Source organism: Streptomyces sp. NPDC002793, assembly GCF_040295485.1.
Taxonomy (GTDB): Bacteria; Actinomycetota; Actinomycetes; order Streptomycetales; family Streptomycetaceae; genus Streptomyces.
The window spans coordinates 62,411-85,692 of the sequence record NZ_JBEOVL010000024.1 but is presented as its reverse complement, the minus strand read 5'-3'; the positions used below and the strand labels follow the sequence as shown (position 1 = coordinate 85,692).

Annotated in this window: 23 protein-coding genes; 19 read left to right on the top strand and 4 right to left on the bottom strand. The window is 69.6% G+C overall.

Annotated features, from left to right (window positions below; translation table 11 throughout):
• From ABT001_RS23090 to ABT001_RS23080, 3 genes are all read right to left on the bottom strand, one after another.
• Positions 1–474 carry an SCP2 sterol-binding domain-containing protein gene (locus tag ABT001_RS23090; protein WP_351280575.1) on the bottom strand — a complete coding sequence of 158 codons (474 nt, stop codon included), beginning with the start codon at positions 472–474 and terminating at the stop codon, positions 1–3.
• 73 nt (positions 475–547) lie between these two features.
• Positions 548–811: a hypothetical protein gene (locus tag ABT001_RS23085; protein WP_351280573.1), complete on the bottom strand. Its 264-nt coding sequence runs from the start codon at positions 809–811 to the stop codon at positions 548–550.
• 199 nt (positions 812–1,010) lie between these two features.
• The gene (locus ABT001_RS23080) at positions 1,011–2,225 is read right to left on the bottom strand and encodes a PucR family transcriptional regulator (RefSeq protein WP_351280570.1); all 1,215 of its coding nucleotides are present in this window, start codon (positions 2,223–2,225) and stop codon (positions 1,011–1,013) included.
• 576 nt (positions 2,226–2,801) lie between these two features.
• On the opposite strand from ABT001_RS23080, the gene ABT001_RS23075 reads away from it, so the two are divergent.
• From ABT001_RS23075 to ABT001_RS22995, 17 genes are all read left to right on the top strand, one after another.
• Positions 2,802–3,437 carry a hypothetical protein gene (locus ABT001_RS23075; protein ID WP_351280567.1) on the top strand — a complete coding sequence of 212 codons (636 nt, stop codon included), beginning with the start codon at positions 2,802–2,804 and terminating at the stop codon, positions 3,435–3,437.
• Positions 3,438–3,688: 251 nt separating this feature from the next.
• Complete coding sequence (locus ABT001_RS23070; protein ID WP_351280565.1) at positions 3,689–5,128, top strand: DUF6801 domain-containing protein; 1,440 nt, start codon at positions 3,689–3,691, stop codon at positions 5,126–5,128.
• A gap of 71 nt (positions 5,129–5,199) precedes the next feature.
• Positions 5,200–6,153 (top strand): hypothetical protein, encoded by a 954-nt coding sequence (locus tag ABT001_RS23065; protein ID WP_351280563.1) that lies wholly within the window; start codon positions 5,200–5,202, stop codon positions 6,151–6,153.
• A gap of 709 nt (positions 6,154–6,862) precedes the next feature.
• Positions 6,863–7,846, top strand: a complete 984-nt coding sequence (locus ABT001_RS23060; protein WP_351280561.1) for an ABC transporter ATP-binding protein — start codon at positions 6,863–6,865, stop codon at positions 7,844–7,846.
• The gene (locus ABT001_RS23055; protein WP_351280558.1) at positions 7,843–8,691 is read left to right on the top strand and encodes an MlaE family ABC transporter permease; all 849 of its coding nucleotides are present in this window, start codon (positions 7,843–7,845) and stop codon (positions 8,689–8,691) included. Before ABT001_RS23060 ends, ABT001_RS23055 begins: the two co-directional genes overlap by 4 nt.
• Before the next feature lie 3 nt (positions 8,692–8,694).
• Positions 8,695–9,498 (top strand): MlaE family ABC transporter permease, encoded by an 804-nt coding sequence (locus ABT001_RS23050; RefSeq protein ID WP_351280556.1) that lies wholly within the window; start codon positions 8,695–8,697, stop codon positions 9,496–9,498.
• Positions 9,498–10,787 carry an MCE family protein gene (locus ABT001_RS23045; protein ID WP_351280553.1) on the top strand — a complete coding sequence of 430 codons (1,290 nt, stop codon included), beginning with the start codon at positions 9,498–9,500 and terminating at the stop codon, positions 10,785–10,787. The genes ABT001_RS23050 and ABT001_RS23045 overlap by 1 nt, the downstream gene beginning before the upstream one ends.
• Positions 10,784–11,815: an MCE family protein gene (locus tag ABT001_RS23040; RefSeq protein ID WP_351280552.1), complete on the top strand. Its 1,032-nt coding sequence runs from the start codon at positions 10,784–10,786 to the stop codon at positions 11,813–11,815. Before ABT001_RS23045 ends, ABT001_RS23040 begins: the two co-directional genes overlap by 4 nt.
• Positions 11,812–12,828 carry an MCE family protein gene (locus ABT001_RS23035; protein ID WP_351280550.1) on the top strand — a complete coding sequence of 339 codons (1,017 nt, stop codon included), beginning with the start codon at positions 11,812–11,814 and terminating at the stop codon, positions 12,826–12,828. Before ABT001_RS23040 ends, ABT001_RS23035 begins: the two co-directional genes overlap by 4 nt.
• A 1-nt stretch (position 12,829) precedes the next feature.
• Positions 12,830–13,951: an MCE family protein gene (locus tag ABT001_RS23030; protein WP_351280548.1), complete on the top strand. Its 1,122-nt coding sequence runs from the start codon at positions 12,830–12,832 to the stop codon at positions 13,949–13,951.
• Positions 13,948–15,096 carry an MCE family protein gene (locus tag ABT001_RS23025; RefSeq protein ID WP_351280546.1) on the top strand — a complete coding sequence of 383 codons (1,149 nt, stop codon included), beginning with the start codon at positions 13,948–13,950 and terminating at the stop codon, positions 15,094–15,096. The genes ABT001_RS23030 and ABT001_RS23025 overlap by 4 nt, the downstream gene beginning before the upstream one ends.
• Positions 15,093–16,355, top strand: coding sequence for an MCE family protein (locus ABT001_RS23020; RefSeq protein ID WP_351280544.1), 1,263 nt, complete (start codon positions 15,093–15,095; stop codon positions 16,353–16,355). Before ABT001_RS23025 ends, ABT001_RS23020 begins: the two co-directional genes overlap by 4 nt.
• The gene (locus ABT001_RS23015) at positions 16,352–16,873 is read left to right on the top strand and encodes a hypothetical protein (RefSeq protein ID WP_351280541.1); all 522 of its coding nucleotides are present in this window, start codon (positions 16,352–16,354) and stop codon (positions 16,871–16,873) included. The genes ABT001_RS23020 and ABT001_RS23015 overlap by 4 nt, the downstream gene beginning before the upstream one ends.
• Positions 16,870–17,469, top strand: coding sequence for a hypothetical protein (locus ABT001_RS23010; RefSeq protein WP_351280538.1), 600 nt, complete (start codon positions 16,870–16,872; stop codon positions 17,467–17,469). Before ABT001_RS23015 ends, ABT001_RS23010 begins: the two co-directional genes overlap by 4 nt.
• Before the next feature lie 13 nt (positions 17,470–17,482).
• Positions 17,483–18,013: an Rv1363c family protein gene (locus tag ABT001_RS23005; protein WP_502967505.1), complete on the top strand. Its 531-nt coding sequence runs from the start codon at positions 17,483–17,485 to the stop codon at positions 18,011–18,013.
• Positions 18,014–18,055: 42 nt separating this feature from the next.
• Complete coding sequence (locus ABT001_RS23000) at positions 18,056–18,784, top strand: hypothetical protein (RefSeq protein ID WP_351280535.1); 729 nt, start codon at positions 18,056–18,058, stop codon at positions 18,782–18,784.
• Between the two features lie 19 nt (positions 18,785–18,803).
• The gene (locus tag ABT001_RS22995) at positions 18,804–20,036 is read left to right on the top strand and encodes a lytic transglycosylase domain-containing protein (protein ID WP_351280533.1); all 1,233 of its coding nucleotides are present in this window, start codon (positions 18,804–18,806) and stop codon (positions 20,034–20,036) included.
• Positions 20,037–20,040: 4 nt separating this feature from the next.
• On the opposite strand, the gene ABT001_RS22990 is transcribed toward ABT001_RS22995, so the two are convergent.
• A complete protein-coding gene (locus ABT001_RS22990; protein WP_351280530.1) occupies positions 20,041–21,102 on the bottom strand; it encodes an ATP-dependent DNA ligase in 1,062 nt (353 codons plus the stop codon).
• 95 nt (positions 21,103–21,197) lie between these two features.
• Here ABT001_RS22990 and ligD point away from each other — a divergent pair, with 95 nt between their 5' ends.
• A complete protein-coding gene (ligD, locus tag ABT001_RS22985; protein WP_351280641.1) occupies positions 21,198–22,208 on the top strand; it encodes a non-homologous end-joining DNA ligase in 1,011 nt (336 codons plus the stop codon).
• Positions 22,205–23,281 carry an ABC-2 transporter permease gene (locus ABT001_RS22980; RefSeq protein ID WP_351280528.1) on the top strand — a complete coding sequence of 359 codons (1,077 nt, stop codon included), beginning with the start codon at positions 22,205–22,207 and terminating at the stop codon, positions 23,279–23,281. Before ligD ends, ABT001_RS22980 begins: the two co-directional genes overlap by 4 nt.
• Position 23,282: the final 1 nt, after the last annotated feature.

The following is a 23,282-nucleotide window of genomic DNA, read 5'->3' as shown; positions in this document are numbered from 1 at the left end:
TCAGGCCTTCGGGATGTCGAAGTATCGGGTCAGGCCCGAGGCCAGGCCGACATCACCGGCGACCTTCAGCTTGCGCATCATGAACATGGTCACGGGATTGCCGTTGCCGGAGACCAGCTTGAGGAACTCGGCGTCGCTCATCACCAGCGTCGTGCGGGGTTCCGCGTCGGAGCGGCCCGCGCTCACGGTGCACGTGCCGTCGGCTATGGAGGTCTCGTAGACCTCCTCGCTCTCACCGGTGATCTTCCAGCGGATCAGGGCCTTCAGCGGGCCGGCCGCATCCGGGCGGAACTGCTGCCGCATCCGGCCGAAGACCTCGCTCAGCACCCGGGCGCGCAGATCGCCGTGCATGACCTCACCGAGCTGCTTGACGGACAGGCCCTTGACGATCCGTGCGAACTCCTCCGGGGAGACCGCGGAGAAGTCGAGCCCGGACAGTTCGTCCGTGAGGTTGCCGCTGCTGTTGTCGGCCACGCCAAATCCTTACTTCAGAGTAAACTTACTTCTGAGTAAGGTAAGGGGGGCGCGGCTGCTCCGCAAGCAGCCGTCACCAGGCGTCGTTCGGACGCACCGCCAGGTAGGGGTGGCGGGCGGACAGCACCTTGTTGGCCCACGCGAGCTCGGACAGGGCCTGTTCACGGTCGGCCTGGTCCTCGATGCCGAGCCTCGGTCCCCGGAAGCGGCGCACCTCGCGGGCGGCGCAGTCGGCGTCGAACTCCGCCTGGAGGATGTGCGGCGGGGTGCAGGAACCGATCAGTGCGGCGACCCGGTCGGGGATCGGCACGGGAACGAGGAGGTGCGAAGCGGTCATGTGGGGGATCCCTCTCGGATGGTCGGCCAGGAGGTGGTGCTCCACGGTGACCGGTGGGCCACCGCTCCTCCCTATGTAACGGGACGCAGTTCCGGGTTTCTTGTTGAGAACGTCTCCGTGTCGCAACCGTTTGGGACTGACCGTCTATTTGGCGTTACCTGGGGGTAAGTTGACTCGGCTCGAAGCGTCTGAAGCGGATTCAGCTGAGGGATTGGCCGCCGCGAGCCCGTAACCGCGTGGCGCGCAGCACGGCTTCGGTCGCGAAGCGGCTCTCGGGATCGGTGAGCTGCTCGCCGAAGAGGGCCTCCAGGCCACGCATCCGGTAACGGACCGTCTGGGGATGGACGTCGAGGAGCTCGCCCATCTGGGCGGCCGTGCCACGGGTGTCGAGCCAGATCCGCAGCGTCTCGATCAACCGCTCGCGCCGGGTGGAGCTGATGCCCGCGACGGCGGCCAGTTCACGCTCGGCGAGCTGGTCGAGCAGGGCGGGGTCGGAGAGGAGCCAGAGTGTGACGAGGTGGTCCTCGCAGCGAATGACGGGAGCGTCGTCTATGACCCCCGCGTCGACGAGTTCGAGGACGCGGCGGGCCCAGCGGATCGAGTCGGCGGCGAGCGCGGTCGGCACGGTCAGTCCGATCGCCGCGCCGCCGCCGGGGGCCGTCCTGCCGAGCATTTCCCTCCGCGCGTCGTCCACCGGGCCGGGGATCAGCAGATGCGGCTGGGGGTCGCCGGGATCGATCAGCACGTCAGGGTCCGCACTGATCCGGTCGAGGCCGGCGGGGGCGCGTACGGCGACGAGCGTGACCTGTTCGGGGAGCGTCCAGCCGGTCTGCTCGCAGAGCTCGGCGATCGCGCTGCGGGGCACGGGTTTGCCCGAGAGGATGAGATGCAGCAGTCGGCGGCGTACCGCCTCGCTCTGCTGGTCGGACTGGGCCTGTACTTCCATGAAGCCTTCACGGGACAGCGACTCGAGCTCGTCCACGTAGGCGAACAGCGCGTCGGCGAAACTCAGCATCAGCGCGGGCGAGAAGTTGTAACTCCGGCCCACCTTCTTGGCCCGCCGCAGCGCGACGCGTGCGCCCAGTCGGTACGCCCCCTGGAGTGCGTCCATGGTGCGGCCCTCGTACGCCTCGAATCTGCCGAATCTTCGGCACATGTCATCGCGCAGCACGGTGGGGGAGGAGGGCTCGGCGACCAGGTCGACGAAGGAGGAGAGGCTCTGCTCGACACCCATGCGGATGGACGTGCCGTTGGGGCCGTTCAGCAGACGCGCGTATTCCGGATAGGCGCGGGTCACTTCCATGCCTATCTCTTTGATCAGGCTCGGCAGTTCGGGCCGCATGATCGCGGCGAACTCCTGGGGGAGCGGCCCCAGCGGGTCTCCGGTGTCCAGCGGCTGGATGAGTCTCGGCATGACCGTCCCCTTGCTTTCCCGGGCCCGGCGTGGGTGGAACGTGTGGGGGAAGCGCTCCCACGGACCGACAGGTGTATACCAACATCGGCGCCGAAGATAGACCAAGTCGGGCGGGGTGCACACCGTCTGGACAAGATCGAAGCGCAAGGGGAACGCGGAGTGCCCCTGTCGTGGGGCTCCGGTGCAGGTGGGGCGGGAAATGCTCACTTCCGGACAATGTTTTCGGCCGTGGACCGCGTCACGAGCGCCGGTGAAGGCCGACAGCCGTACCGGACGGTGGATTCGGGATCCCGGTGGCCCTCTCGGGCGATATTGCGCACCAAGTGACAAGCACACCTCGTGAATTAGTGACCTGGTGACGAGGAAAAAAACTCCCCGGACCAATCTTGACGCACAGGATTGTGCTCGAAGTTTCCCGCAAGTAACGTCACGCCCTGTCACAGAACGTGTATGGCTGAAAGAGCAGCACGGCCCCCACGCAACACGATTCATCGCGGCACTCCCTGCGCCTTTGCAGGAATCCGGGTGCTGTCCCCGCAACAGTGCGCCCGCACTGTCGAATCGGAGGAAATCACTGTGCGCAACTCTCTGAGAAAGATCGCGCTGGCGGCCGGTGCCGCCGCCGCCGCTGTCACGCTCGGCGCCACCACCGCCAGCGCCGGCGTCGCCGCTCCGACCTGGACCATCGGCCCCAACGCGTCACAGACGTTCTCGGCCAACTCCGGCACCGTCACGCTCATCCTGAACGGCATCCCGATGACGTGTACGTCGTCCGCCGCCCAGGGCAACCTGGCCTCCGCCGCCGGCACCACGAACGTCACGGTCGGCACCATCGCTCCGCTGACCTGGAGCGGGTGCACCAGCCCGTTCGGTCCGGTGACCCCGGTCGCCGACACGTCCACTCCCTGGAAGCTGAACGCGAACACCTACAGTGCCGGTGTGACCAACGGGTACATCAGTGGTGTCAAGGCCACCCTGAAGGTACTCACCTGCACCTTCACGGTGACGGGCAACGTCGTCGCCAAGTACACCAACTCCACCGGGGTGCTGGCGGTCAGCAACAACACCACCTACAAGCTGACCGTCGCGACCGCCTCCGCGGGCTGTGCCGGCATCGCCGCTCCGGGCAACACCCCCACCTACACCACCAACTACAACGCGGTCACTCCGAGCGGCGGCACCACCAAGCCGACCATCGTCTACACCCCCTGACCGGGCCACGAGCCACTCGGGAGTGAGCAGGGATCGCACGGCGGAATCCGCCCGCCGTGCGATCCGGGTGTCACCAGGCGATACGACTCCGGCGTGCACCCCGCGCGGACGCAGGGCTCTCGGCCGTGGGTGACGACTGGGGTACAGGCGAGCCCGCACGCGATGCACGTCCGTCGGTCCGAAAGGGGACATGGTCAATGAGAGGCAGTCGTGCAACGGGAGCACACAGACGCACGGCGCGGGGGGCCGCAATGGCCACCGCGGTGCTGCTGGGAAGCATGGTCCCCGGTGCGCAGGCCGCATCAGGTGTGCAGGACATCGATACGGAGCTGGCCTACACCTGCGCCCTTCCGGAGGGTGGGCCGCCGGTGAAGGTCGAGGTCGAGGTCGTCGCGAAGGTTCCCGAGTCAGGTCGGCCGGGGCAGGCGATCCAGCCCGAGGACATGACGCTGGGCATCACCGTGACCGAGGGCGGGCTCGGCGTCCCGGCCGACCCCGCCGCGGCGACCGTGAGCGCCGAGGCGCGGCTCTCCGTCGACGTGTCCCAGGGGGAGCGGCGGGCCCGGGCCGAGTGGATCGGGACGACCGCTGAGCCCGTGGCGATTCCCGCCGAGGGCGACCTCACGTTGAGGGCAGCCGGAAGCGTTCCGTACATGAAACCCGGCTCGTCGGGTGGCCTGCTGCTCGAGGCGTCCACACTCTCCGTGGAACTCGCCGTGAAGTCCCTCGACGGAAGTCCTGCCGAACAGCCGAACGCCTCCTTGAGCTGCACCCCGGACGCGGGCGAGGACAGGGCGCTGGCGACGGTGGACATCGGCGGCGCGGTCGAGTCGGAACCGACACCGTCCGGGACCTGGCCGGGTGAGGAGGACACGGCGGGTGAGGTGGGTGTGCCCGAGGTCGGAGCGGAGGCGGAGCCGCCCCCCGCGGCCGATGGTCCTCCGTGCGTCGGCGACCCGAACGAGGGACTTGAGCTGGTCGCCTACGTGGCCGGCTACGCCAACGTGGCAAAGCTCGACGGCGCGACCAAGTTCCCCGTGGCCTGCGCGAGGATCGCGCAGGGACCGACCGTACCGGTCATCACCGATCCCGGCGTGCACATCTACCAGGACTCGACCGCCGTACTCGAATACAACGGGAAGCCCCAGCTCCCACCCGCCACGGGTACGTTCCTGACGTTCGGATTCATGCCCACCACGGCAACCCTCGAGATGACGCAGATTCCCCCGGGGGTGGGCGCCGACGGAACCCCGAAGTACAACGTCGCGTCGCACCTGACCGTCGATTACTCCGACTTCTCGAACACAGGTGTGACGACCATCGACCTCGATCTCATGCTCAGGCTCAAGGACGTCGAGGTGAACGGTGTGCCTCTCGACGTGGGCGACAACTGCCGTACCTCCAAGCCCTTTCGCCTGTCCCTGGAGGGCAGGATGAAGGCGAAGGAGGGTGTCACGGTGGGCTACACCCTGGCGACGGGCGGGGAGCTGAAGGGATCGGTGACCCTTCCCCCCTTCAGCGGGTGCGGTACGGATGAGGACCTCGACAGCATCTTCACCGCGTCCCTGTCCGGAGCGCCCGGCTACGTCAAACAGGTGCAGGGAGCGCCCTGCGCGCCGGCCAACGGCGCGGATCCCGCCTACTGCACGCCCGACTTCCAGCCGAGAGACGTGCCCCGGGCGACTCGCTGAGCCTCCGCGGCCGTACCGAAATCCGCATCGCGCACAGCAATCTTCCGACCAGCTCACGAATTGAGGGAACGATGAGATCTGCCTCCAAGACCTGGATCAAGGCCGGTGGCGCCGTCGCCGCGTCCGCCGCGCTGGTCATGCCCCTGACCGCCACCCCGGCCGGCGCCGCCACCGCCGCCACCCAGCTCAACGGATCCTGGGCCCCGTTCGACCGTTGTCCGGTGGACGCCCCGGCCATGCTCGCCACGGACGGCGACACCGATGTCCCCCTGTGCGTGACGTCCGCCTCGCCCAACGGGACGATCAAGCTGGGCGAGGTCGAGGCGACGACCGGTGCCACGAACCTGCAGTTCGGTGTCATCCAGCACCCGGCCGAGGGGACCTACACGGTCGTTCCGCCGCCGGCCGGTTCTCTCGTCAGCGGGAAGACCACCATCCCCGGTGGGCTCCTCGGCATCATGTGCCCCAACGGTGTCCCGGTCGTCTCGGCCATCTGTGGTCAGATCACCGACGCCACCCTCAACAAGGTGACCGCCACGGTGGAGTCGGCCGGCACACCGACCGACTTCAGCCTGGTGGCCGGCATCTCCTCGGGGCCGATCGTCAAGCTGCCCGTCAAGATCCGGCTGGAGAACCCGCTGCTCGGATCCAACTGCTACATAGGGACGAGCAGCAATCCGGTGCTCCTGCGGCCCGGGAACATCAGCGCCCCGGCCATGGCGGCTTCCCGGTTCAACGGTGACGGGACGGCCAATCCGGACGAAGGCTCGATGATCCAGATCGCCCTGTCCGGAGCGGCTCAGGGCGACAGCCAGTTCTCCGTGCCGAAGGCCAGCGGCTGCGGACTCGGTGGCCTGCTGAGCTGGGCGATCGACCTCAAGGTGGGCCTGCCCGCGGCGGCGGGTACGAGCAACCTCGTCCTGAACGACGCGAAGACCTACACGGCCGGTCTCACCGCTCCGGGGGTGTCGGTGCCCGACGCAGGCAAGGAGCTCTCCGAGGCCTGGCACTCCGCGGTGAAGTAGCCGAAGGGAAGCACGCGGGCGCCGTATCCGGCTTCTTGTCACTTCCTGCGCCCCGCCGATCGATCGCACATGAGCCCGTCCCGACCGCATGGACCCTGGTCGGGGCGGGCTTCGGCGTGTCCGGAGGGACGTTCCGGGGTCCGCCGTCCCGGCCCCGCCACCCTCACTTTTCGATAGGTTTCGCGGCCCGATCACTCATCGGCGTACAAGAAAATGCCGCCGTGCGATTACCTCGGAGAAAGTTCGTGAAGCGCTATTGCGGACTTAGGTTACCGGCCCGTAGCGTCCCGATTGAGCGGACCGGAAACCGGGTCCGCACCTGCTCGTCCGACGTACGTGGAATTCCGGTCGCGCCCCCTTGACCCGGGATTCCTCCGGGAGTCACGCCGGCCCGGACCCTCCAGCCGGGGCCGGTTCTCCCGACCGCCGGTGTCTCGTGGCTCCGGCCCCCCTGGGCCGCGGGACCCCGGTGCGACCGGAGAGCTTGCGCAGATTACGACAAAGCCGCCCGGCGGGTTTGTCAGTCGGTGACAAGTGCTCCTCCCAGAGATCGAAGTCCGACGATCTCCGCTGTTCAACGGCTTGTCCTGGCGGATTCGGCGGACATACCGTGCGCCTCCTGGTGCATGTGTGACGAGCCGTCCTTGCATTGACCGGAGCCGGAGCGCTGACAGATGACGTCGTTCACCACCACTTCGAGGGAGGGCCGATGGGAATCGAAGTAGTCGTCGAAGGCCTGACGAAATCCTTCGGCAAGCAGAACATCTGGCAGGACGTCAGCCTCACGCTGCCGGCCGGTGAGGTGAGCGTCATGCTCGGTCCTTCCGGTACCGGAAAGACCGTGTTCCTGAAGTCCATCATCGGACTGCTGAAGCCGGAAAAGGGCCGGGTGCTCATCAACGGCGTCGACATGGTGAACAGCCCCGAGCGGGAGATCATGGAGACCCGAAAGCTGTTCGGGCTCATGTTCCAGGACGGCGCCCTCTTCGGATCGATGTCGCTCTTCGACAACATCGCCTTCCCCTTGCGTGAACACACCCGCAAGAAGGAGTCCGAGATCCGCCGCATCGTCATGGAGCGGATCGACATCGTCGGCCTGCTCGGCGCGGAGGGAAAGCTGCCGGGCGAGATATCCGGCGGCATGCGCAAGCGCGCCGGCCTCGCCCGCGCCCTCGTCCTCGACCCGCAGATCATCCTCTGCGACGAGCCGGACTCCGGGCTCGACCCGGTGCGCACCGCCTACCTCTCGCAGCTCCTCATCGACCTCAACGCGCAGATCGACGCGACGATGCTCATCGTCACCCACAACCTCGACATCGCGGCCACCGTCCCCGACAACATGGGGATGCTGTTCTGCCGCAATCTCGTCACCTTCGGCCCGCGCGAGGTCCTGCTCACCAGCGACATGCCCGTCGTGTCGCAGTTCCTCGCCGGACGCCGTGAAGGCCCCATCGGCATGTCCGAGGAGAAGGACGCCGCCACCCTCGCCGCTGAGCAGACCAACGGCTACGCCCACCCCACCGGGCCCCGCACCGTCGTACCGCAGTTGGAGCCCTCACCCGGACTGCCCGTACGGCAGGCGGCCCTGCGCCGCCGGAAGCGGGTCATCTCCATGATGGGCCAGCTGCCGGAGGCCGCCCGCACGGCGATCATGAACAGCTACACGCCGACCCTGGACGGTGGGCGCAGATGACGGCACCCCTGCCCGTACGCCCGCCCGAGCCGGCCGCCGAAGAGGCGCGGGCCAAGACACCGGGACAGAAGCCACCCTCGCGGCTCCTCGCCCCGCTGCGCCAGACCGGCCAGCTGTTCGCGCTCGCCCTCGCCGTCGGCCGGGCCGTCTTCCGCCGCCCCTTCCAGGTACGGGAGTTCATCGAGCAGTTCTGGTTCGTCGCCAGCGTCACCATCCTGCCCGCCGCCCTCGTCTCCATCCCGTTCGGCGCGGTCATCGCCCTCCAGGTCGGCTCCCTGACCGAACAGCTCGGAGCGCAGTCCTTCACCGGCGGCGCCAGCGTCCTCGCGGTCATCCAGCAGGCCAGCCCGCTCATCGTGGCCCTGCTGATCGCCGGGGCCGCGGGGTCGGCCATCTGCGCCGACCTCGGTTCCCGCAAGATCCGCGAGGAACTCGACGCCATGGAGGTCATGGGGGTCTCACCGGTCCAGCGCCTCGTCGTCCCCCGCGTGCTGGCCACCATGCTCGTCGCCGTGCTGCTCAACGGACTGGTGTCCGTCGTCGGCACCCTCGGCGGGTACTTCTTCAACGTGATCATGCAGGGCGGCACACCGGGCGCCTATCTCGCCAGCTTCTCCGCCCTGGCCCAGCTCCCCGACCTCTACATCGGTGAACTCAAGGCCCTGATCTTCGGTTTCATCGCGGGCATCGTCGCCGCCTACCGAGGGCTCAACCCACGCGGCGGGCCCAAGGGAGTGGGCGACGCGGTCAACCAGTCCGTCGTCATCACCTTCATGCTCCTGTTCGCGGTGAACATGGTCATCACGGCGGTCTACCTCCAGATCGTCCCCCCGAAGGGCGGCTGACCGATGTCCATGCTCGGCTGGCTCGACCGCTCGGGTGAGCAACTCACCTTCTACGTACGGGCGCTCGTCTGGATCCCCCGCACCCTCCGCCGCTACCTCAAGGAGGTGCAGCGGCTGCTCGCCGAGGTCGCCTTCGGCAGCGGCGGCCTCGGCGTCATCGGCGGAACCATCGGCGTGATGATCGCGATGACCCTCGCCACCGGCTCGGTCGTCGGCCTCCAGGGGTACGCCGCCCTCGACCAGATCGGCACCTCCGCCTTCACCGGCTTCATCTCCGCGTACTTCAACACCCGGGAGATCGCACCGCTCGTCGCCGGGCTCGCCCTCTCCGCGACCGTCGGAGCGGGCTTCACCGCCCAGCTCGGCGCGATGCGGATCAACGAGGAGGTCGACGCCCTGGAAGCGATGGGCGTCCGCTCCATGCCCTACCTCGTCACCACGCGGATCATCGCCGGAGTCGTCGCCATCATCCCGCTCTACGCGATCGGGCTGCTCTCCTCCTACCTGGCGTCCCGCTACATCACCGTCCTGTTCAACGGGCAGTCGGCGGGCACCTACGACCACTACTTCAATCTCTTCCTCTCCCCGGACGACGTGCTCCTGTCGGTGCTCAAGGTGCTGATCTTCAGCGTGCTGGTGATCCTCGCCCACTGCTACTACGGCTTCCACGCCACCGGCGGCCCGGCCGGCGTCGGTGTGGCCGTGGGCCGGTCGGTGCGCAACGCCATCGTGCTGATCAGCGTCACCGACTTCTTCCTCTCGCTCGCCATCTGGGGCGCGACGACAACGGTGAAGGTGGCCGGCTGATGCATACCTCCACGGCGCAGACGGTGCGCCGCAGACTCGCCGGTGTGGCCTTCGTGCTCGTGCCCGCCGTGCTCGTGTGGCTGTCGGTCTCCGTGTACGAGAAGGACTTCACGGACGACGTCACCGTGACCGTGCGCACCGGAAGCGTCGGCAACGAGATGCACGACAACGCCGAGGTCAAACTGCGCGGAGTCGTCATCGGCGAGGTGCGCGACATCGAGGCGGAAGGGGACGGGGCGCGCCTGACGCTCGCCATCCGGCCCGACCGGCTCGAACGGATACCCGCCGACGTCTCCGCGCAGATGCTGCCCACCACCCTCTTCGGCGAGCGGTTCGTCGCGCTCGTACCGCCGTCGCTCCCGTCCGCCCGGACCCTCCAGGCCGGTGCGGTGATCCCGCAGGACCGTTCCAGCAACGCCATCGAGCTGGAGGAGGTCCTCGACAACGTCCTGCCGATGCTGACCGCCGTCAAGCCCGAGAAGCTCGCCGCCACCCTCAACGCCGTGTCCCAGGCGCTCGAAGGACGCGGCGAGAAGCTCGGCGACACCCTGGTCACCCTCGATGAGCACCTCGAGGAGTTCAACCCACAACTCCCCACGCTCAACGCGGACATCAAGGAACTCGTCAAGGTGAGCCACCTCTACGCGGACGCCGCCCCCGACGTCCTGGACGCGCTCACCGACTTCACCACCACCAGCGGCACCCTCGCCGAACAGCAGGCCGAACTCGCCGACCTGTACGGCTCGACGACCGCCTCCGCCCGGGACGTCACCTCTTTCCTGCGCAAGAACAAGGACAACCTCATCCGTCTCTCCGCCTCGGGCCGGCCGACGCTGGAGCTCCTCGCGGAGCACTCGGACGCCTTCCCCTGCACGCTGCGCACCATGGCGGGCTTCGTGCCCGCCATGGACAAGGCGCTCGGCAAGGGCACCGACGAACCCGGTCTCCATGTCACGCTCCGGGCCGTGGAGTCCAAGGGCAAGTACGTCGCGGGCAAGGACAGCCCGGCCTACGGCGCGACCGGCGGCCCGCACTGCTACTCCGTGCCGTACACCGGCGCGACGGTGCCGACCGCCGACGCCCGGACCGCATCCTCCACGGGCAGCAGTCCCGCCTCGGAGGTCCAGGAGACCGGAACCGCCCTCGGCATGCCCAACTCCCCCGAGGAGAGCCTGCTCGTCAACGAGCTGGTCGCCTCCTCCCTGAAAGTCCAGCCGCAGACCCTGCCCGACTGGAGCAGCGTGCTCATCGGTCCGGCCTTCCGCGGCGCGGAGGTGAAGCTCAAGTGAAGCGCCGCTCCCTCGCGGGCCCCCTCGTGAAGTCGATCGTCTTCGTCGTGGTCACCGCCCTGGCCACCACCGTGCTGGGGCTGTCCATCGCCAACACGGGTGTCGGGGACACCACGTCGTACAGGGCGAGGTTCACCGACGCGACCGGACTCGTCGTGGGCGACAGCGTCCGTATCGCCGGAGTCAAGGTCGGCCAGGTCGAGTCCATCGAGGTCGCCGACAGACGGCTGGCCGAGGTCGGCTTCGCCGTCCGCAGGGGCCGCGAGCTGCCCGCCTCGGTGACCGCCTCGATCAAGTACCTCAACATGGTCGGCCAGCGTTACATCGACCTGGACCAGGGCGCCGGTCCGGTCGGCGCGAGTTTCAGGTCAGGTTCGACCATCCCGCTCTCGCGCACCACGCCCGCGCTGGACCTCACTCAGCTCTTCAACGGCTTCCAGCCGCTCTTCGAGGGGCTGTCGCCACCGGACGTCAACCAGCTCGCCGGATCGATCGTCCAGGTCCTCCAGGGCGAGGGCGGCACCGTCGACAGCATCCTCTCCCACGTCGGATCGCTGACCGGCACCGTCGCGGCCAAGGACAAGGTGATCGGCGAAGTGATCAAGAACCTCAACACGGTCCTGAAGACCGTCAACGACCGCGAGGCGGGCTTCAACGACCTCGTCGTCACCCTGCAGAAGCTCGTCACCGGCTTCTCCGGCGACCGCGAACCGCTGGGCGAGGCGGTCACGGCGATGGGCGCGCTCACCACCGTCACCGCGGACCTCCTCCAGGACGGGCGCAAGCCGCTCAAGGACGACATCGCCCAGCTCGGGCGTCTCACCGGCCGGCTGGACGAGAACGCCCCCAAGATCGAGAACTTCCTGCGGAAGACCCCCGCCAAGATGGAGGCGATCACCCGCCTCACGTCGTACGGGTCATGGCTCAACCTCTACCTCTGCGAAGCCGAGGTCAGCGGTGTGACGACCGAGGACGGCAGTGCGCCGCCCACCGGCATCACCATCGGTGGACCGAGGTGCCAGGCATGAGGATCAAGCCCGTACGGGAACGCAATCCCGTCGCCCTCGGCATCGTCGGACTCCTCGTCCTGACCCTCATCGGCCTCGCCGCCTACCGCGCCGACGCGTTGCCCTTCATCGGCGGCGGCACCACCTACAGCGCCGACTTCACGGAATCGGCCGGCCTCGACGAGGGCGACGAGGTACGGATCGCCGGCGTCAAGGTCGGCGAGGTCACCGCCGTGACGCTCGACGGCGCCAAGGTGAAGGTGGACTTCCGGGTCGAGGACGCCTGGATCGGCGACTCCTCCACCGTCGGCATCGCCATCAAGACGCTCCTGGGCGACAAGTACCTCGCCGTCGACCCACTGGGCACCGCCCCCCAGGACCCGGACTCCCGCATCACCGCGGCCCGCACCACCTCCCCCTACGACGTCACCCAGGCCTTCACCGGACTGGGCGAGACGATCGAGGAGATCGACACCGCCCAGCTCGCCCGGAGCTTCGAGACGATCTCCGAAACCTTCGAGGACTCGCCGCCCGACGTGCGCAGCGCCGCGAACGGGCTGTCCGCGCTGTCGAGAACGGTGTCCGAACGTGACGCCCAGCTCGCCACCCTCCTCAAGGGCAGCAAACAGCTCACCAGGACGCTCGCGAACAAGAAGAGCAGCTTCGAGACACTCCTGGAGGACGGCAACCTGCTCCTCGGGGAGATCCAGGCGCGGCGCGACTCCATCCACCTGCTGCTCACCGGCACCCGGAACCTCGGAACCCAGCTCACCGGGCTCGTCGCGGACAACAACAAGCAGCTGGGGCCCACCCTGGCATCGCTCGGACGGGTCACCGCGGTCCTGGTGAAGAACCGCAAGAGTCTCGACAAGGTGCTCTCCCTGGCCGGCTCCTACAACCGGCTCGTCGGCAACACCCTCGGCAACGGCCGCTGGTTCGACAACTACGTCTGCGGCGTCGTCCCGAAGGACTACCTGCCCGCCGGCACGCCCCCGGTCGACGACTGCATGCCACCGAAGCAGGGAGGGCGCTGACATGAGACGCACACGCGTCATCGGCATCGGCGCCGGACTCGCCGTCGTGGCCGTCGCCGCCACCTCGGGGGTGATGGCGATGGACGAACGCGGGAGAACCACCGTGACCGCCTACTTCGACCGGGCCACCGGCGTGTACGCCGGATCGGATCTGCGGATCCTCGGCGTGAAAGTCGGAACCGTCCGGTCCGTGGAACCACGCGGGGAGGAGGTCAGGGTCACCCTCGAACTCGACCAGGGCATCAAGGTCCCGAAGGAGGCGCACGCCGTCGTCGTGGCCCCCAGCCTGGTCGCCGACCGGTACGTCCAGCTCGCCCCGGCCTACACCGGGGGAGCGCGGCTGGAGGACGACGCCGTACTCCCGGCCGCGGACAACGCCACCCCCATCGAGGTCGACCAGCTGTACGAGTCGATCACCGAGCTCTCCACGGCTCTGGGCCCGGACGGAGCGAACACGGACGGAGCGCTCTCAAAACTCCTCGAGACCGGGGCGAAGAACCTCGACGGCAACGGAGAGGCCATCGGGGACTCCGTCGAACAGTTCGGCAAGGCGACGAAAACCCTCGACAAGAGCAGCGGGAACCTCTTCGACACCCTGTCCTACCTGCAGTCCTTCACCACGATGCTGAAGGACAACGACGGCGACGTACGGGCCGCCGAGCAGCAGCTGAACTCCGTCACCGGCTTCCTCGCCGACGACAAGAAGAACCTCAGCGCGGCCCTGAAGGAACTGGGCAAGGCGCTCGGCCAGGTCAAGGGATTCATCCAGAAGAACCGCGGAGCGCTCAAGGAGAACGTGGACCTTCTGGTGCCGCTCACCCAGACCCTGGTGGACCAGCGCGCCTCGCTCGCCGAATCCCTCGACACACTGCCCCTCGCGGCGGGCAACGTACTGAACGCCTACGACCCGGCGAACCGGACCCTCAACGGGCGTACCAACCTCAACGAGCTGTCGATGGGCGGGCCGCTCACCGGGCCCGAGGCCGGTGCCACCGCCCTGGATGGGCTGGCACCGGTGGACACCTCCCGGCAGAAGGCACTGCCCGTACTGCCGTTGCCCGCCGTCGGCACCGTCTACGGCACCCCGGAGAAGTCCGCGAAGCAGAAGGAGGCGACCCCATGAGCCATGCCCTGCGCAGACCCGGCACCCGTACGGTCTGGGGCCTCGGCGCGCTCGTCGCCGCGGGCGTCGGCTTCGCGCTCGTCGCCACGACCGTCGGCCTGCCGTCGTTCTCGGGCATCGACCAGGTGCCGCTGCCCGGCGGAGCGGACCTCGGCGACCACCCGTACGAGATCACGGCCGAGTTCGGGGACGTCCTCAGCCTCGCCCCGCAGTCCTCCGTCAAGGTCAACGACGTGGCCGTCGGCCGTGTCACCGAGATCGCCCTCACCCCGGGAAGCTGGACCGCCAAGGTCACCATGCGCGTCAACGGGAAGATCGAACTGCCCGCCAACGCCTACGCCCACCTCGAACAGTCCAGCCTCCTCGGCGAGAAGTTCGTCCAGCTCTCACCCCCGAGCACCGGCACCGCCCACGGAGCCCTCGCGGACGGCGACCGGATCCCGCTCGCCCGCACGAACCGCAACCCGGAGGTCGAAGAGGTCTTCGGCGCCCTGTCGATGCTCCTCAACGGAGGGGGAGTGGCCCAGCTCAAGACCATCACCACGGAGCTCAACAAGGCACTCGCCGGACAGGAGCCGCAGATCCGCTCGATGCTGAAGCGCGTCGACACACTCGTCACGAATCTGGACACCCACAAGGAGGACATCACCCAGGCTCTCGACGGCGTCAACCGGTTGGCCGCCACCCTCGCGACCCGCAAGCAGGACGTCGGGACGGTCCTCACCGGGCTCACCCCCGGTCTGAAGGTCCTGGAGAAGCAGCGCGGCTCGCTCCTCACCATGCTGCGTTCGCTCGACACGCTCTCCACCGTGGCCGTCGACACGATCAACAGGAGCAAGGCCGACATGATCGCCGACCTCAAGGCCCTCGCACCCACGCTCGCCGCGCTCGCCGACTCCGGCGACGACCTGCCGGACTCCCTCCAGGTGCTGCTCACCTATCCGTTCACCGACGAGGTGCTCCGCGGAGTGAAGGGCGACTACCTCAACGTCTACCTGGACGTCACAGCCCTGCCCGGCACCCAGATCATCCCCGCGCTCACGCCGCCCACCACGGCATCCGGTACCCAGCAGAAGACGGGAGAGGCACTTCCCCTGCCGCTCCCCTCGGTCACCACGCAGGAAACGGAGGGCACCCGCCGATGATCACCCTGGCCATCCGGCTGAAGAACATCGCCTTCCTCGTCATCGCCGTACTCGTCCTCGGCTTCCTCGGGGTGCGGTACGCCGACCTCGGCCACTACGTCGGGCTGCGTGACCACTACACCGTCACCGTGCAACTGCCGCAGACAGGCGGCTTGTTCACCCACTCCAACGTCAGCTACCGAGGAGTCTCCGTGGGCCGGGTCGGCCCGATCGAGCTCACCGACGACGGAGTCGAGGCCGAACTGCGCATCGAGAACGACGCGCCCCGCATCCCCGACAGCCTCCAGGCCGTCGTCGCCAGCCTCTCCGCGGTCGGCGAGCAGTACATCGACCTCAGGCCCACCCGCGCGGACGGCCCCTTCCTGGAGAACGGCTCGGTCATCGATCAGGCCGACACCACCATCCCGGCACCCGTCACCGACGTCCTCACCGGCGTCAACGACCTGACGGCCTCCGTCGACGCGGAAGCCCTGCGCACGGTCGTCGACGAATTCGGCGCCGCGTTCACCGGCCGTGGCGACGACCTCCAGGTCCTGCTGGACACCAGCAGCGAGTTCGTCGAGGCCGCCGACGAGGCCCTCCCCGCCACCACGAAGCTGATGGCCGACGGCGAGACGGTGCTGCGCACCCAGAACGAACAGGGCGAGGCACTCAAGGGCTTCGCCTCCGGCGCCGAGGAACTCGCCGCCGAGCTCAAGGGATCCGACACCGATCTGCGCCGGCTCATCGCCGCTGCGCCCGACGCCACCGCACAGATCAGCGGACTGCTGCGCGACCTCGACCCCGCCTTCGGCGTGGTCGTCGCCAACCTCCTCACCACCTCGGAGGTCGCCGTCACCCGGCAACGTGGACTGGAGGAACTGCTGGTGAAGCTGCCCGCGGTCGCGGCGGCCGGAGCGAGCGCCGTCGACCAGGACGGGGCCAGGTTCGGCATGTCGGTCACCTTCTTCGAACCCCTGCCCTGCACCGCCGGATACGGCGCGACCACCTACCGTCCCGGCACCGACCTCTCGGCGGCCCCCGCCACCAACACCAAGGCCCGCTGCGCCTCCCCGCCCGGCAGCGGCATCAACGTCCGAGGCAGCGCCAACGCCCCGAAGGGCGGCCCCGTCCCGGAACCGTTCGAGCCCGGCTCGGGCCTCCTACCGGACGCGACCGGCGCGACCGGAACCGCCGGCGCGACCGGAACCGCCGGGGACACTGCCACACCACGGGCCGACGGCATGGCCGGTCTGCTGGGCCTGGGAGGCGGCTCATGAGCGACCGTACGAGGACGAGGCTCGGCTGGGCCGCGCTGCTCGCCGCCGTACTGCTCTGCGCGCTGGGTACCTGGTCGTACGCCCAGGCCCGGGGGGACGACACGCTGGCGTACGCGAAGAGCCGGGACGCCGCCCTCGCGGACGGCAAGCGGCACCTCGCGCGGCTGACCAGCATGGACGGCGGGAACGCCGCGCGGGTGGAGTCCGGCCTCACGGCCTGGCTGACCGCCTCGACCGGACCCCTGCACGACCGGCTGGAGAGCACCCGGAAGAAGGACGCGGCCGAGCTGACCGAGTCCGGCGCCACCGCACGCGGCAAGGTGACCGACGCGGCGCTCACCGCGCTCGACGACCGGGCCGGCACGGCCGCGCTCATCGCGACCGTCGACGTCCAGGTCACCCCGCGCACCGGCAAGGGCGGGACGGAGCGCAAACGCTTCGAGGTGACACTCGCCCGCACCGACGACGGCTGGAAGATCAAGGCACTGGACGCGCTACCGGTCGGGAGCGGCACATGAGGCGGGGCACGGCGACAGCGACGGTCCCGCCGGACCTCGATCCCGTACCGGACGCGGACGCGGACGCCGAGGCCGGGCCGGAAGCGCCCGCCGCCCGCCGACGGTGGCCCCGCGTGGCCGCCGTGCTGCTGGCCCTCGCCCTGCTCGGGGTGGGCGGGACCCTGTTCGTCGAGGGACAGCAGTTGCGCGACACCCCGGCCACGTCCAACCGCGCTCTGACGGACTCCGCCGCGACCGCCCGCGTCTCCGGCGATGTGAGCAGCGCGCTGGGCAAGGTCTTCTCGTACAGCCCGCAGGCCACCGCCGCCACCAAGGAGTCGGCGAAGCAACTGCTCGCGGGCCGGGCGCTCCAGCAGTACGCGGCCCTGTTCGGCCAGGTCGAGAAGCAGGCGGCGGACCAGAAGCTGACGCTCACCAGCCAGGCCGTACGCGCCGGAGTCACCCGGCTCACCGGCAGCAGTGCCCACCTCCTGGTCTTCCTCGACCAGGTCTACGAGCGCGAGGGGAAGGCCGCCACCACGGCGGCGGCCCAGCTGTCGGTGACCGCGGAACTCCGCGGCGGGCACTGGCGGATCGTCGACATCACCTCCAGGTAGGGGAGAGCACCACATGGCACGGGTACGCATCACAACCGATCCGCTGGTGGCGGCGGCGGTCGCGCTGACGGTCGCGGCCGCCGCCGCCGCGGGCTGGGGAGGCTGGTCCCTCTACGACGCCACGCACGACGAATCGGCGTCCTACGCACAGGCCCGCGACGACGCCCTGGCGGCGGGGGAGCAGGCCGTGCAGAACATGAACACGCTCGACCACGGCCGGCTCGCCGAAGGGCTCGACAGCTGGGAGGACTCCACCACCGGCGACCTGCACAAGCAACTCGTCGACGGCAGGGACGCGTTCGCCGAACAGATCGAGGCGGCCAAGACGGTCAGCACCGCCAAGATCCTGTCCGGCGCGGTCACGGAGCTGGACGACAGGGCCGGGAAGGCGGGCGTGATGGTGGCGCTGCGGGTCACCGTGACCGCCCCCGAGGGCAAGCCCGCGGTCAAGGAGAGCCGGATGCTGGGACAGCTCACCCGCACCTCCGACGGGTGGAAGCTCAGCGCCCTCGGCCAGGCGCCCGTCGGCAACACCGCCGGCTGATCCAGCCCGCCCCGCCTTCCCGCCCCCGAGAGGACCACCGACATGTCGACGACCCGACACCTCGTCAACCGCCGCCGCCGGCTCGCCACCGTCGCCGCGACGACCGCACCGCCGCGCACGACCGAGGCCCCGGAACCGGGCCCCGGTACGCGGGACTCCTCCGGCGCGCCGGACTCCCCCGAGACACCCGAGGACGCGGCACCCGACGAGGAGGAGCCCGCCGGGGACGACGGCCCTCGGCGCGGGCGGCCGGCACGCCCGCACGTCCGGCTGCCCGCCGTCCTCTGTGCCGCGACGCTCCTCCTCGGAGCCTTCGCCGCATGGTCGTTGACCTCGGCCGGGGCCCTGCGCGACGACCCGAGCCGGCAGAACGCGGCCCTCACCGACATCAGCCGGACCAGCGAGGTCAAGGGACAGATCACCGAGGCCGTCGGCGCGGTCTTCTCCTACTCCTACGCCGCGCCAGGGAAATCCGATCAGGCCGCACGGAAGCATCTGACCGGCAAGGCGGTCCAGCAGCACCGGGACATGCTCGCCGAGGTACGCGCACAGGCGCCGAAGCAGAAACTCGTCCTCACCACGACCGTCACCCAGAGCGGCGTCGAGCTGCTCGACGGCGACCGGGCCCGGCTGCTGATCTTCGCCGACCAGAGCAACACCCGTACGGACAAGGAGGAGGAGACGACGTACGCGGCAGCCATGTTCGCCGTGGACGTCGTTCGCCGCGGGGACATCTGGCGGATCGCGGCCATCGATACGTTCACGCGATGACCCGGAAGAGGGAGGACACATGAGGTTCAACGGAACCATGCGCCGCGGATTCACCGGCACGGCCACCGCGGTGGCCGCCATGGCGGCGCTCACCGCGTCCCAGGCCCCGGGACTCGCGGCCGGCGGTGCCGACGACATGAAGAACGTGGCATCGGACGACGTCGTCTGGACCGAGGTGCCGAACGACGACAGCTATCACACGGAGCTGCCGCCCCTGCGGTCGCCGGAGCCGCCGAAGGGCCCCGGAGCCGGGAAGAAGCCCGGCGAGGCCGTCGCACAGTCCTGGGCCGAGGCCGGCATCCCCGCCACCGTCCTGGCCGCCTACCGCGACGCGCGGAGCGCACTCGGCCGCAGCGACCCCGGCTGCCATCTGCCCTGGCAGTTACTCGCGGCCATCGGCAAGGTGGAGTCCGGCCACGCGAGAGGGGGGCGGGTGGACTCCGCGGGCACCACGCTCACTCCGATCCTGGGCCCCGTCCTCAACGGCCAGGGCTTCGCCGACATCCGGGACACCGACGGCGGGGCGTACGACGGCGACAGCCGCTACGACCGGGCGGTCGGCCCGATGCAGTTCATCCCCTCCACCTGGGCGCACTGGGGGAAGGACGGCAACGGCGACGGCCGCGAGGATCCGAACAACATCGTGGACGCGGCCCTCGCCGCAGGCCATTACCTCTGCGCCGGGACGCGCGACCTGTCCGTGCGGGGCGACCTCGACCGGGCGATCCTCAGCTACAACCGCTCGGACACCTACCTGCGAACGGTCCTGTCCTGGCTGGACTTCTACCGCAAGGGCGCACATGCCGTCGCCGACGGCGAGGGCGTGATCCCCAGGAGCCCGGGAGCCGGCAGCCCCCACGCCCCGAAGGCACCGGTCGGAGGCCCCGGCAGCCCGAGCGACCCCGGCAAGGACGGTGGCGGCGGCATCGTCGTCGGCCCGCAGCCCAGCGGCACCCCGCGCCCGTCCACCACACCCACCGCCGAGCCCACCCCCACGGACACCGGCAGCCCCGGCCCCGGCGGATCCCCGAGCCCCACGGACCCCGGCCCCGATCCCACCGACAGCGGTTCCACGGATCCGACGACGACACCGGACCCGACCATGTCCCCGGACCCCACCACGACGCCGGACCCCACCACGTCCCCGGACCCGGACCCGACCACCTCGGACCCGGCCTGCCCCACGCCCTCCGCGGAGACCGCCCCCGACCCCACACCGTCCGGCGAACCCTGCGCCCCTCCCGCCGCCTGACGGCTCAACGGGCGTCGAGCACCTCGGACAGGTCGTACCGCACCACCTCCTCCAGCTGCGCGTAGGTGCAGCCGGCGGGGGTGCGGTCCGGCCGCCACCGCCGGAACTGCGTGGTGTGGCGGAAGCGGTCGCCCTCCATGTGGTCGTACGCCACCTCGCAGACCCGCTCCGGAGCGAGTGCCACCCAGGACAGGTCCTTCTTGCCCGACCAGCGGCTCGGCGCGCCCGGCAGCCGCGACCCCTCGTGCGCCGCCGCGTCCGCCCAGGCAGCCCACGGATGACCGGCGGGGCCGATGCGCAACGGGTCCAGTTCCTCCAGGAGCTCGGCGCGCCGTTTCATCGAGAAGGCCGCGCACACGCCCACGTGCTGGAGGGCACCCTCCGCGTCGTACAGGCCGAGCAGCAGCGAGCCGACCACCGGGCCGCTCTTGTGGAAGCGGTAGCCCGCCACCACGCAGTCGGCGGTCCGTTCATGCTTGATCTTGTACATGACGCGGGCGTCCGGACGGTACGGCAGATCGAGAGGCTTGGCGACCACCCCGTCGAGGCCCGCTCCCTCGTACCGCTCGAACCAGTCCCGCGCGAGGGCCTGGTCCGTGGTGGACGGGGCGAGATGCACGGGCGCTGAGGCGTCGGCGAGGGCACGCTCCAGGACCGTCCTCCGTTCGGCCTGCACGGTGGCGAGCAGGGACGTGTCCTCCAGGGCGAGGACGTCGAAGGCCACGAAACTCGCCGGTGTCCGCTCGGCCAGCGTCCGCACCCGGGAATCGGCGGGATGGATGCGCTCGCTCAGCCGGTCGAAGTCCAGCCGTCCCTCGTGGGGCAGGACGATCTCGCCGTCCAGCACGCAGCGCTGCGGCAGATTCGCCCGTACGGCGGTGACCACCTCGGGGAAGTAGCGGGTGAGCGGCTTCCCCGTGCGGCTGCCGATCACCACCTCGTCGCCGTCCCGGTGCACGATCGCCCGGAATCCGTCCCACTTCGCCTCGTACTGCATCCCGGGGGGAATCGCGGACACGGACTTGGCGAGCATCGGTTTCACAGGAGGCATCACCGGCAGGTCCATGACCCCGATTCTCATGTACCGCACCGGGCGCGTCCTCCGATATGCGGCATATGTGGGACCGGCCTACGGTGGCCGACATGGGAGCTGGAACAGCCATGGAGCTGGACGCGGACGGACGGGCCGTACGGCTGTCCAACCCGGACAAGGTGTACTTCCCGGAGAAGGGCTACACCAAGAAGGACGTGGCCGACTACTTCCGGGCCGTGGGGCCCGGGATCCTCCGCGCCCTGCGTGAGCGGCCCACCACCCTGCAACGCTTCGTCGACGGGGTGGAGGGCGACTTCTTCTACCAGAAGCGCGCGCCGAAGAACCTCCCCGACTGGACCCCCACCGCCCGGATCGAGTTCCCCAGCGGCCGGCACGCCGACGAGATGTGCCCCACCGAACTGGGGGCCGTCCTCTGGGCGGTCAACCTCGGCACCCTGACCTTTCACCCCTGGCCGGTGCGCAGGGCGGACACCGACCACCCCGACGAGCTGCGCATCGACCTCGACCCGCAGCCCGGCACCGACTACGCGGACGCGGTACGGGCGGCCCACGAGCTGCGCGCGGTCCTGGACGAGCAGGGGCTGCGGGGCTGGCCCAAGACCTCCGGCGGGCGCGGCATCCACGTCTTCGTGCCCCTGGTCCCGGAGTGGACCTTCACTCAGGTCAGGCGGGCGGCCATCGCCGTGGGGCGGGAACTGGAACGCAGGATGCCGGACCGGGTGACCACGGCCTGGTGGAAGGAGGAACGCGGCGAGCGGATCTTCGTCGACTACAACCAGACGGCGCGCGACCGTACGATCGCGTCCGCCTACTCCGTGCGCCCCTTCCCCCACGCGCCGGTCTCCGCCCCGCTCCGCTGGGAGGAGATCGACGACGCCGAGCCGCGCGACTTCGACCTCCGGACCATGCCCGTCCGCTACGCCGAGGTGGGCGACCTCCACGCCGACATGGACGACCACGCCTTCCGGCTCGACCAGGTGCTGGAGCTGGCGCGGCGTGACGAGCACGAGCACGAGCTCGGCGACCTGCCCTATCCGCCGGAGTACCCGAAGATGCCGGGCGAGCCGAAACGGGTACAGCCCAGCCGCGCCCGGCACGACGAAAAGGGCGAAGAATGACCTCCGGCCGCCCCGTCGGGCACGGAGCGCACAGCAGGCCCCTCACCCGGCGCGAGAAGTGGCAGGAGTACAAGCAGTCGCCGTACTTCCCGGCGATGGTGCTGACCCTCATCATCGCGGCCGCCGCCGGGCTCTTCGCAGGCTCGTACACCTACGCACTGGCCAATCCGACGCCGCACCGTATCCCCGCCGCCCTGGTCACCGATGGCCCCGGGGCTCCCGGGGTCGACAGGTTCGTCAACGGGATGGAGGAGGCGCTCGACGCCTCCCTCGAACTCCGCCGGTACACCACCCGCTCCGAGGCAGGCGAAGCGCTGGAGGCCCAGAAGATCTTCGCGATCCTGCGGACCACCGGGCAGGAGGCAGTGGCCATGGACGTGGCCGCGGCGTCCGGAGCGACCGTCGCCCAGCTGCTCGGTGAGACCGGGGCCGAGGTCGCGAAGCGCGTCGACGTCCGGCTCGTGGTCACGGATGTCAAACCGCAGCAGAAGGGCGACCCGCGTGGCCTCGCCCTGTTCTACATCTCGCTCGCCGCCGTCATCATCGGCTTCGTCGGATCGATCCAGCTCAGCGTGAACGCCCGGGAGCTGAACCCACTGGAGCGGATCGCCTTCACGATCGGCTACTCACTCCTCGGTGGTTTCGCCATCGCGGCCGTCGTCGACTGGCTGCTCGGCGCGGTGGACCTTCCGTTCGCCCAGTCCTGGCTGATCCTCGCGTTCACCATGTTCACGTCGGGCATGGTCTTCACCATGTTCAACACCATCATGGGGCGTTGGGCGATGATTCCCACCTGGGGCGTCATGGTGCTGCTCGGCAACCCGTCGTCCGGCGGCGCGGTCTCCTGGCCCCTGCTGCCGTCGCTGCTCGGACACATCGGCCGCTGGCTGCCACCGGGCGCCTCGGTCAACGCCCAGCACACGGCGGTCTACTACCAGGGCCACCAGTACGCCTTCCCGTACATCGTGCTGGCGGCCTGGTCGCTGGTCTCCTGCACGGTCTTCTGGGTGTGGCGCCACCGGCACCCGGGCGGCCGTGGCCGCGTGCCGGAGCACGCGGCCACGGCCGCCTGAG

What these genes read in the sequence shown, in the direction of transcription:
- ABT001_RS23085 (WP_351280573.1), bottom strand. Translation starts at nt 811, where the DNA reads ATGACCGCTTCGCACCTCCTCGTTCCCGTGCCGATCCCCGACCGGGTC.
- ABT001_RS23080 (WP_351280570.1), bottom strand. Translation starts at nt 2,225, where the DNA reads ATGCCGAGACTCATCCAGCCGCTGGACACCGGAGACCCGCTGGGGCCG.
- ABT001_RS23070 (WP_351280565.1), top strand. Translation starts at nt 3,689, where the DNA reads ATGGCCACCGCGGTGCTGCTGGGAAGCATGGTCCCCGGTGCGCAGGCC.
- ABT001_RS23065 (WP_351280563.1), top strand. Translation starts at nt 5,200, where the DNA reads ATGAGATCTGCCTCCAAGACCTGGATCAAGGCCGGTGGCGCCGTCGCC.
- ABT001_RS23060 (WP_351280561.1), top strand. Translation starts at nt 6,863, where the DNA reads ATGGGAATCGAAGTAGTCGTCGAAGGCCTGACGAAATCCTTCGGCAAG.
- ABT001_RS23055 (WP_351280558.1), top strand. Translation starts at nt 7,843, where the DNA reads ATGACGGCACCCCTGCCCGTACGCCCGCCCGAGCCGGCCGCCGAAGAG.
- ABT001_RS23050 (WP_351280556.1), top strand. Translation starts at nt 8,695, where the DNA reads ATGTCCATGCTCGGCTGGCTCGACCGCTCGGGTGAGCAACTCACCTTC.
- ABT001_RS23045 (WP_351280553.1), top strand. Translation starts at nt 9,498, where the DNA reads ATGCATACCTCCACGGCGCAGACGGTGCGCCGCAGACTCGCCGGTGTG.
- ABT001_RS23035 (WP_351280550.1), top strand. Translation starts at nt 11,812, where the DNA reads ATGAGGATCAAGCCCGTACGGGAACGCAATCCCGTCGCCCTCGGCATC.
- ABT001_RS23030 (WP_351280548.1), top strand. Translation starts at nt 12,830, where the DNA reads ATGAGACGCACACGCGTCATCGGCATCGGCGCCGGACTCGCCGTCGTG.
- ABT001_RS23025 (WP_351280546.1), top strand. Translation starts at nt 13,948, where the DNA reads ATGAGCCATGCCCTGCGCAGACCCGGCACCCGTACGGTCTGGGGCCTC.
- ABT001_RS23020 (WP_351280544.1), top strand. Translation starts at nt 15,093, where the DNA reads ATGATCACCCTGGCCATCCGGCTGAAGAACATCGCCTTCCTCGTCATC.
- ABT001_RS23015 (WP_351280541.1), top strand. Translation starts at nt 16,352, where the DNA reads ATGAGCGACCGTACGAGGACGAGGCTCGGCTGGGCCGCGCTGCTCGCC.
- ABT001_RS23010 (WP_351280538.1), top strand. Translation starts at nt 16,870, where the DNA reads ATGAGGCGGGGCACGGCGACAGCGACGGTCCCGCCGGACCTCGATCCC.
- ABT001_RS23005 (WP_502967505.1), top strand. Translation starts at nt 17,483, where the DNA reads ATGGCACGGGTACGCATCACAACCGATCCGCTGGTGGCGGCGGCGGTC.
- ABT001_RS23000 (WP_351280535.1), top strand. Translation starts at nt 18,056, where the DNA reads ATGTCGACGACCCGACACCTCGTCAACCGCCGCCGCCGGCTCGCCACC.
- ABT001_RS22995 (WP_351280533.1), top strand. Translation starts at nt 18,804, where the DNA reads ATGAGGTTCAACGGAACCATGCGCCGCGGATTCACCGGCACGGCCACC.
- ABT001_RS22990 (WP_351280530.1), bottom strand. Translation starts at nt 21,102, where the DNA reads ATGGACCTGCCGGTGATGCCTCCTGTGAAACCGATGCTCGCCAAGTCC.
- ligD (WP_351280641.1), top strand. Translation starts at nt 21,198, where the DNA reads ATGGAGCTGGACGCGGACGGACGGGCCGTACGGCTGTCCAACCCGGAC.
- ABT001_RS22980 (WP_351280528.1), top strand. Translation starts at nt 22,205, where the DNA reads ATGACCTCCGGCCGCCCCGTCGGGCACGGAGCGCACAGCAGGCCCCTC.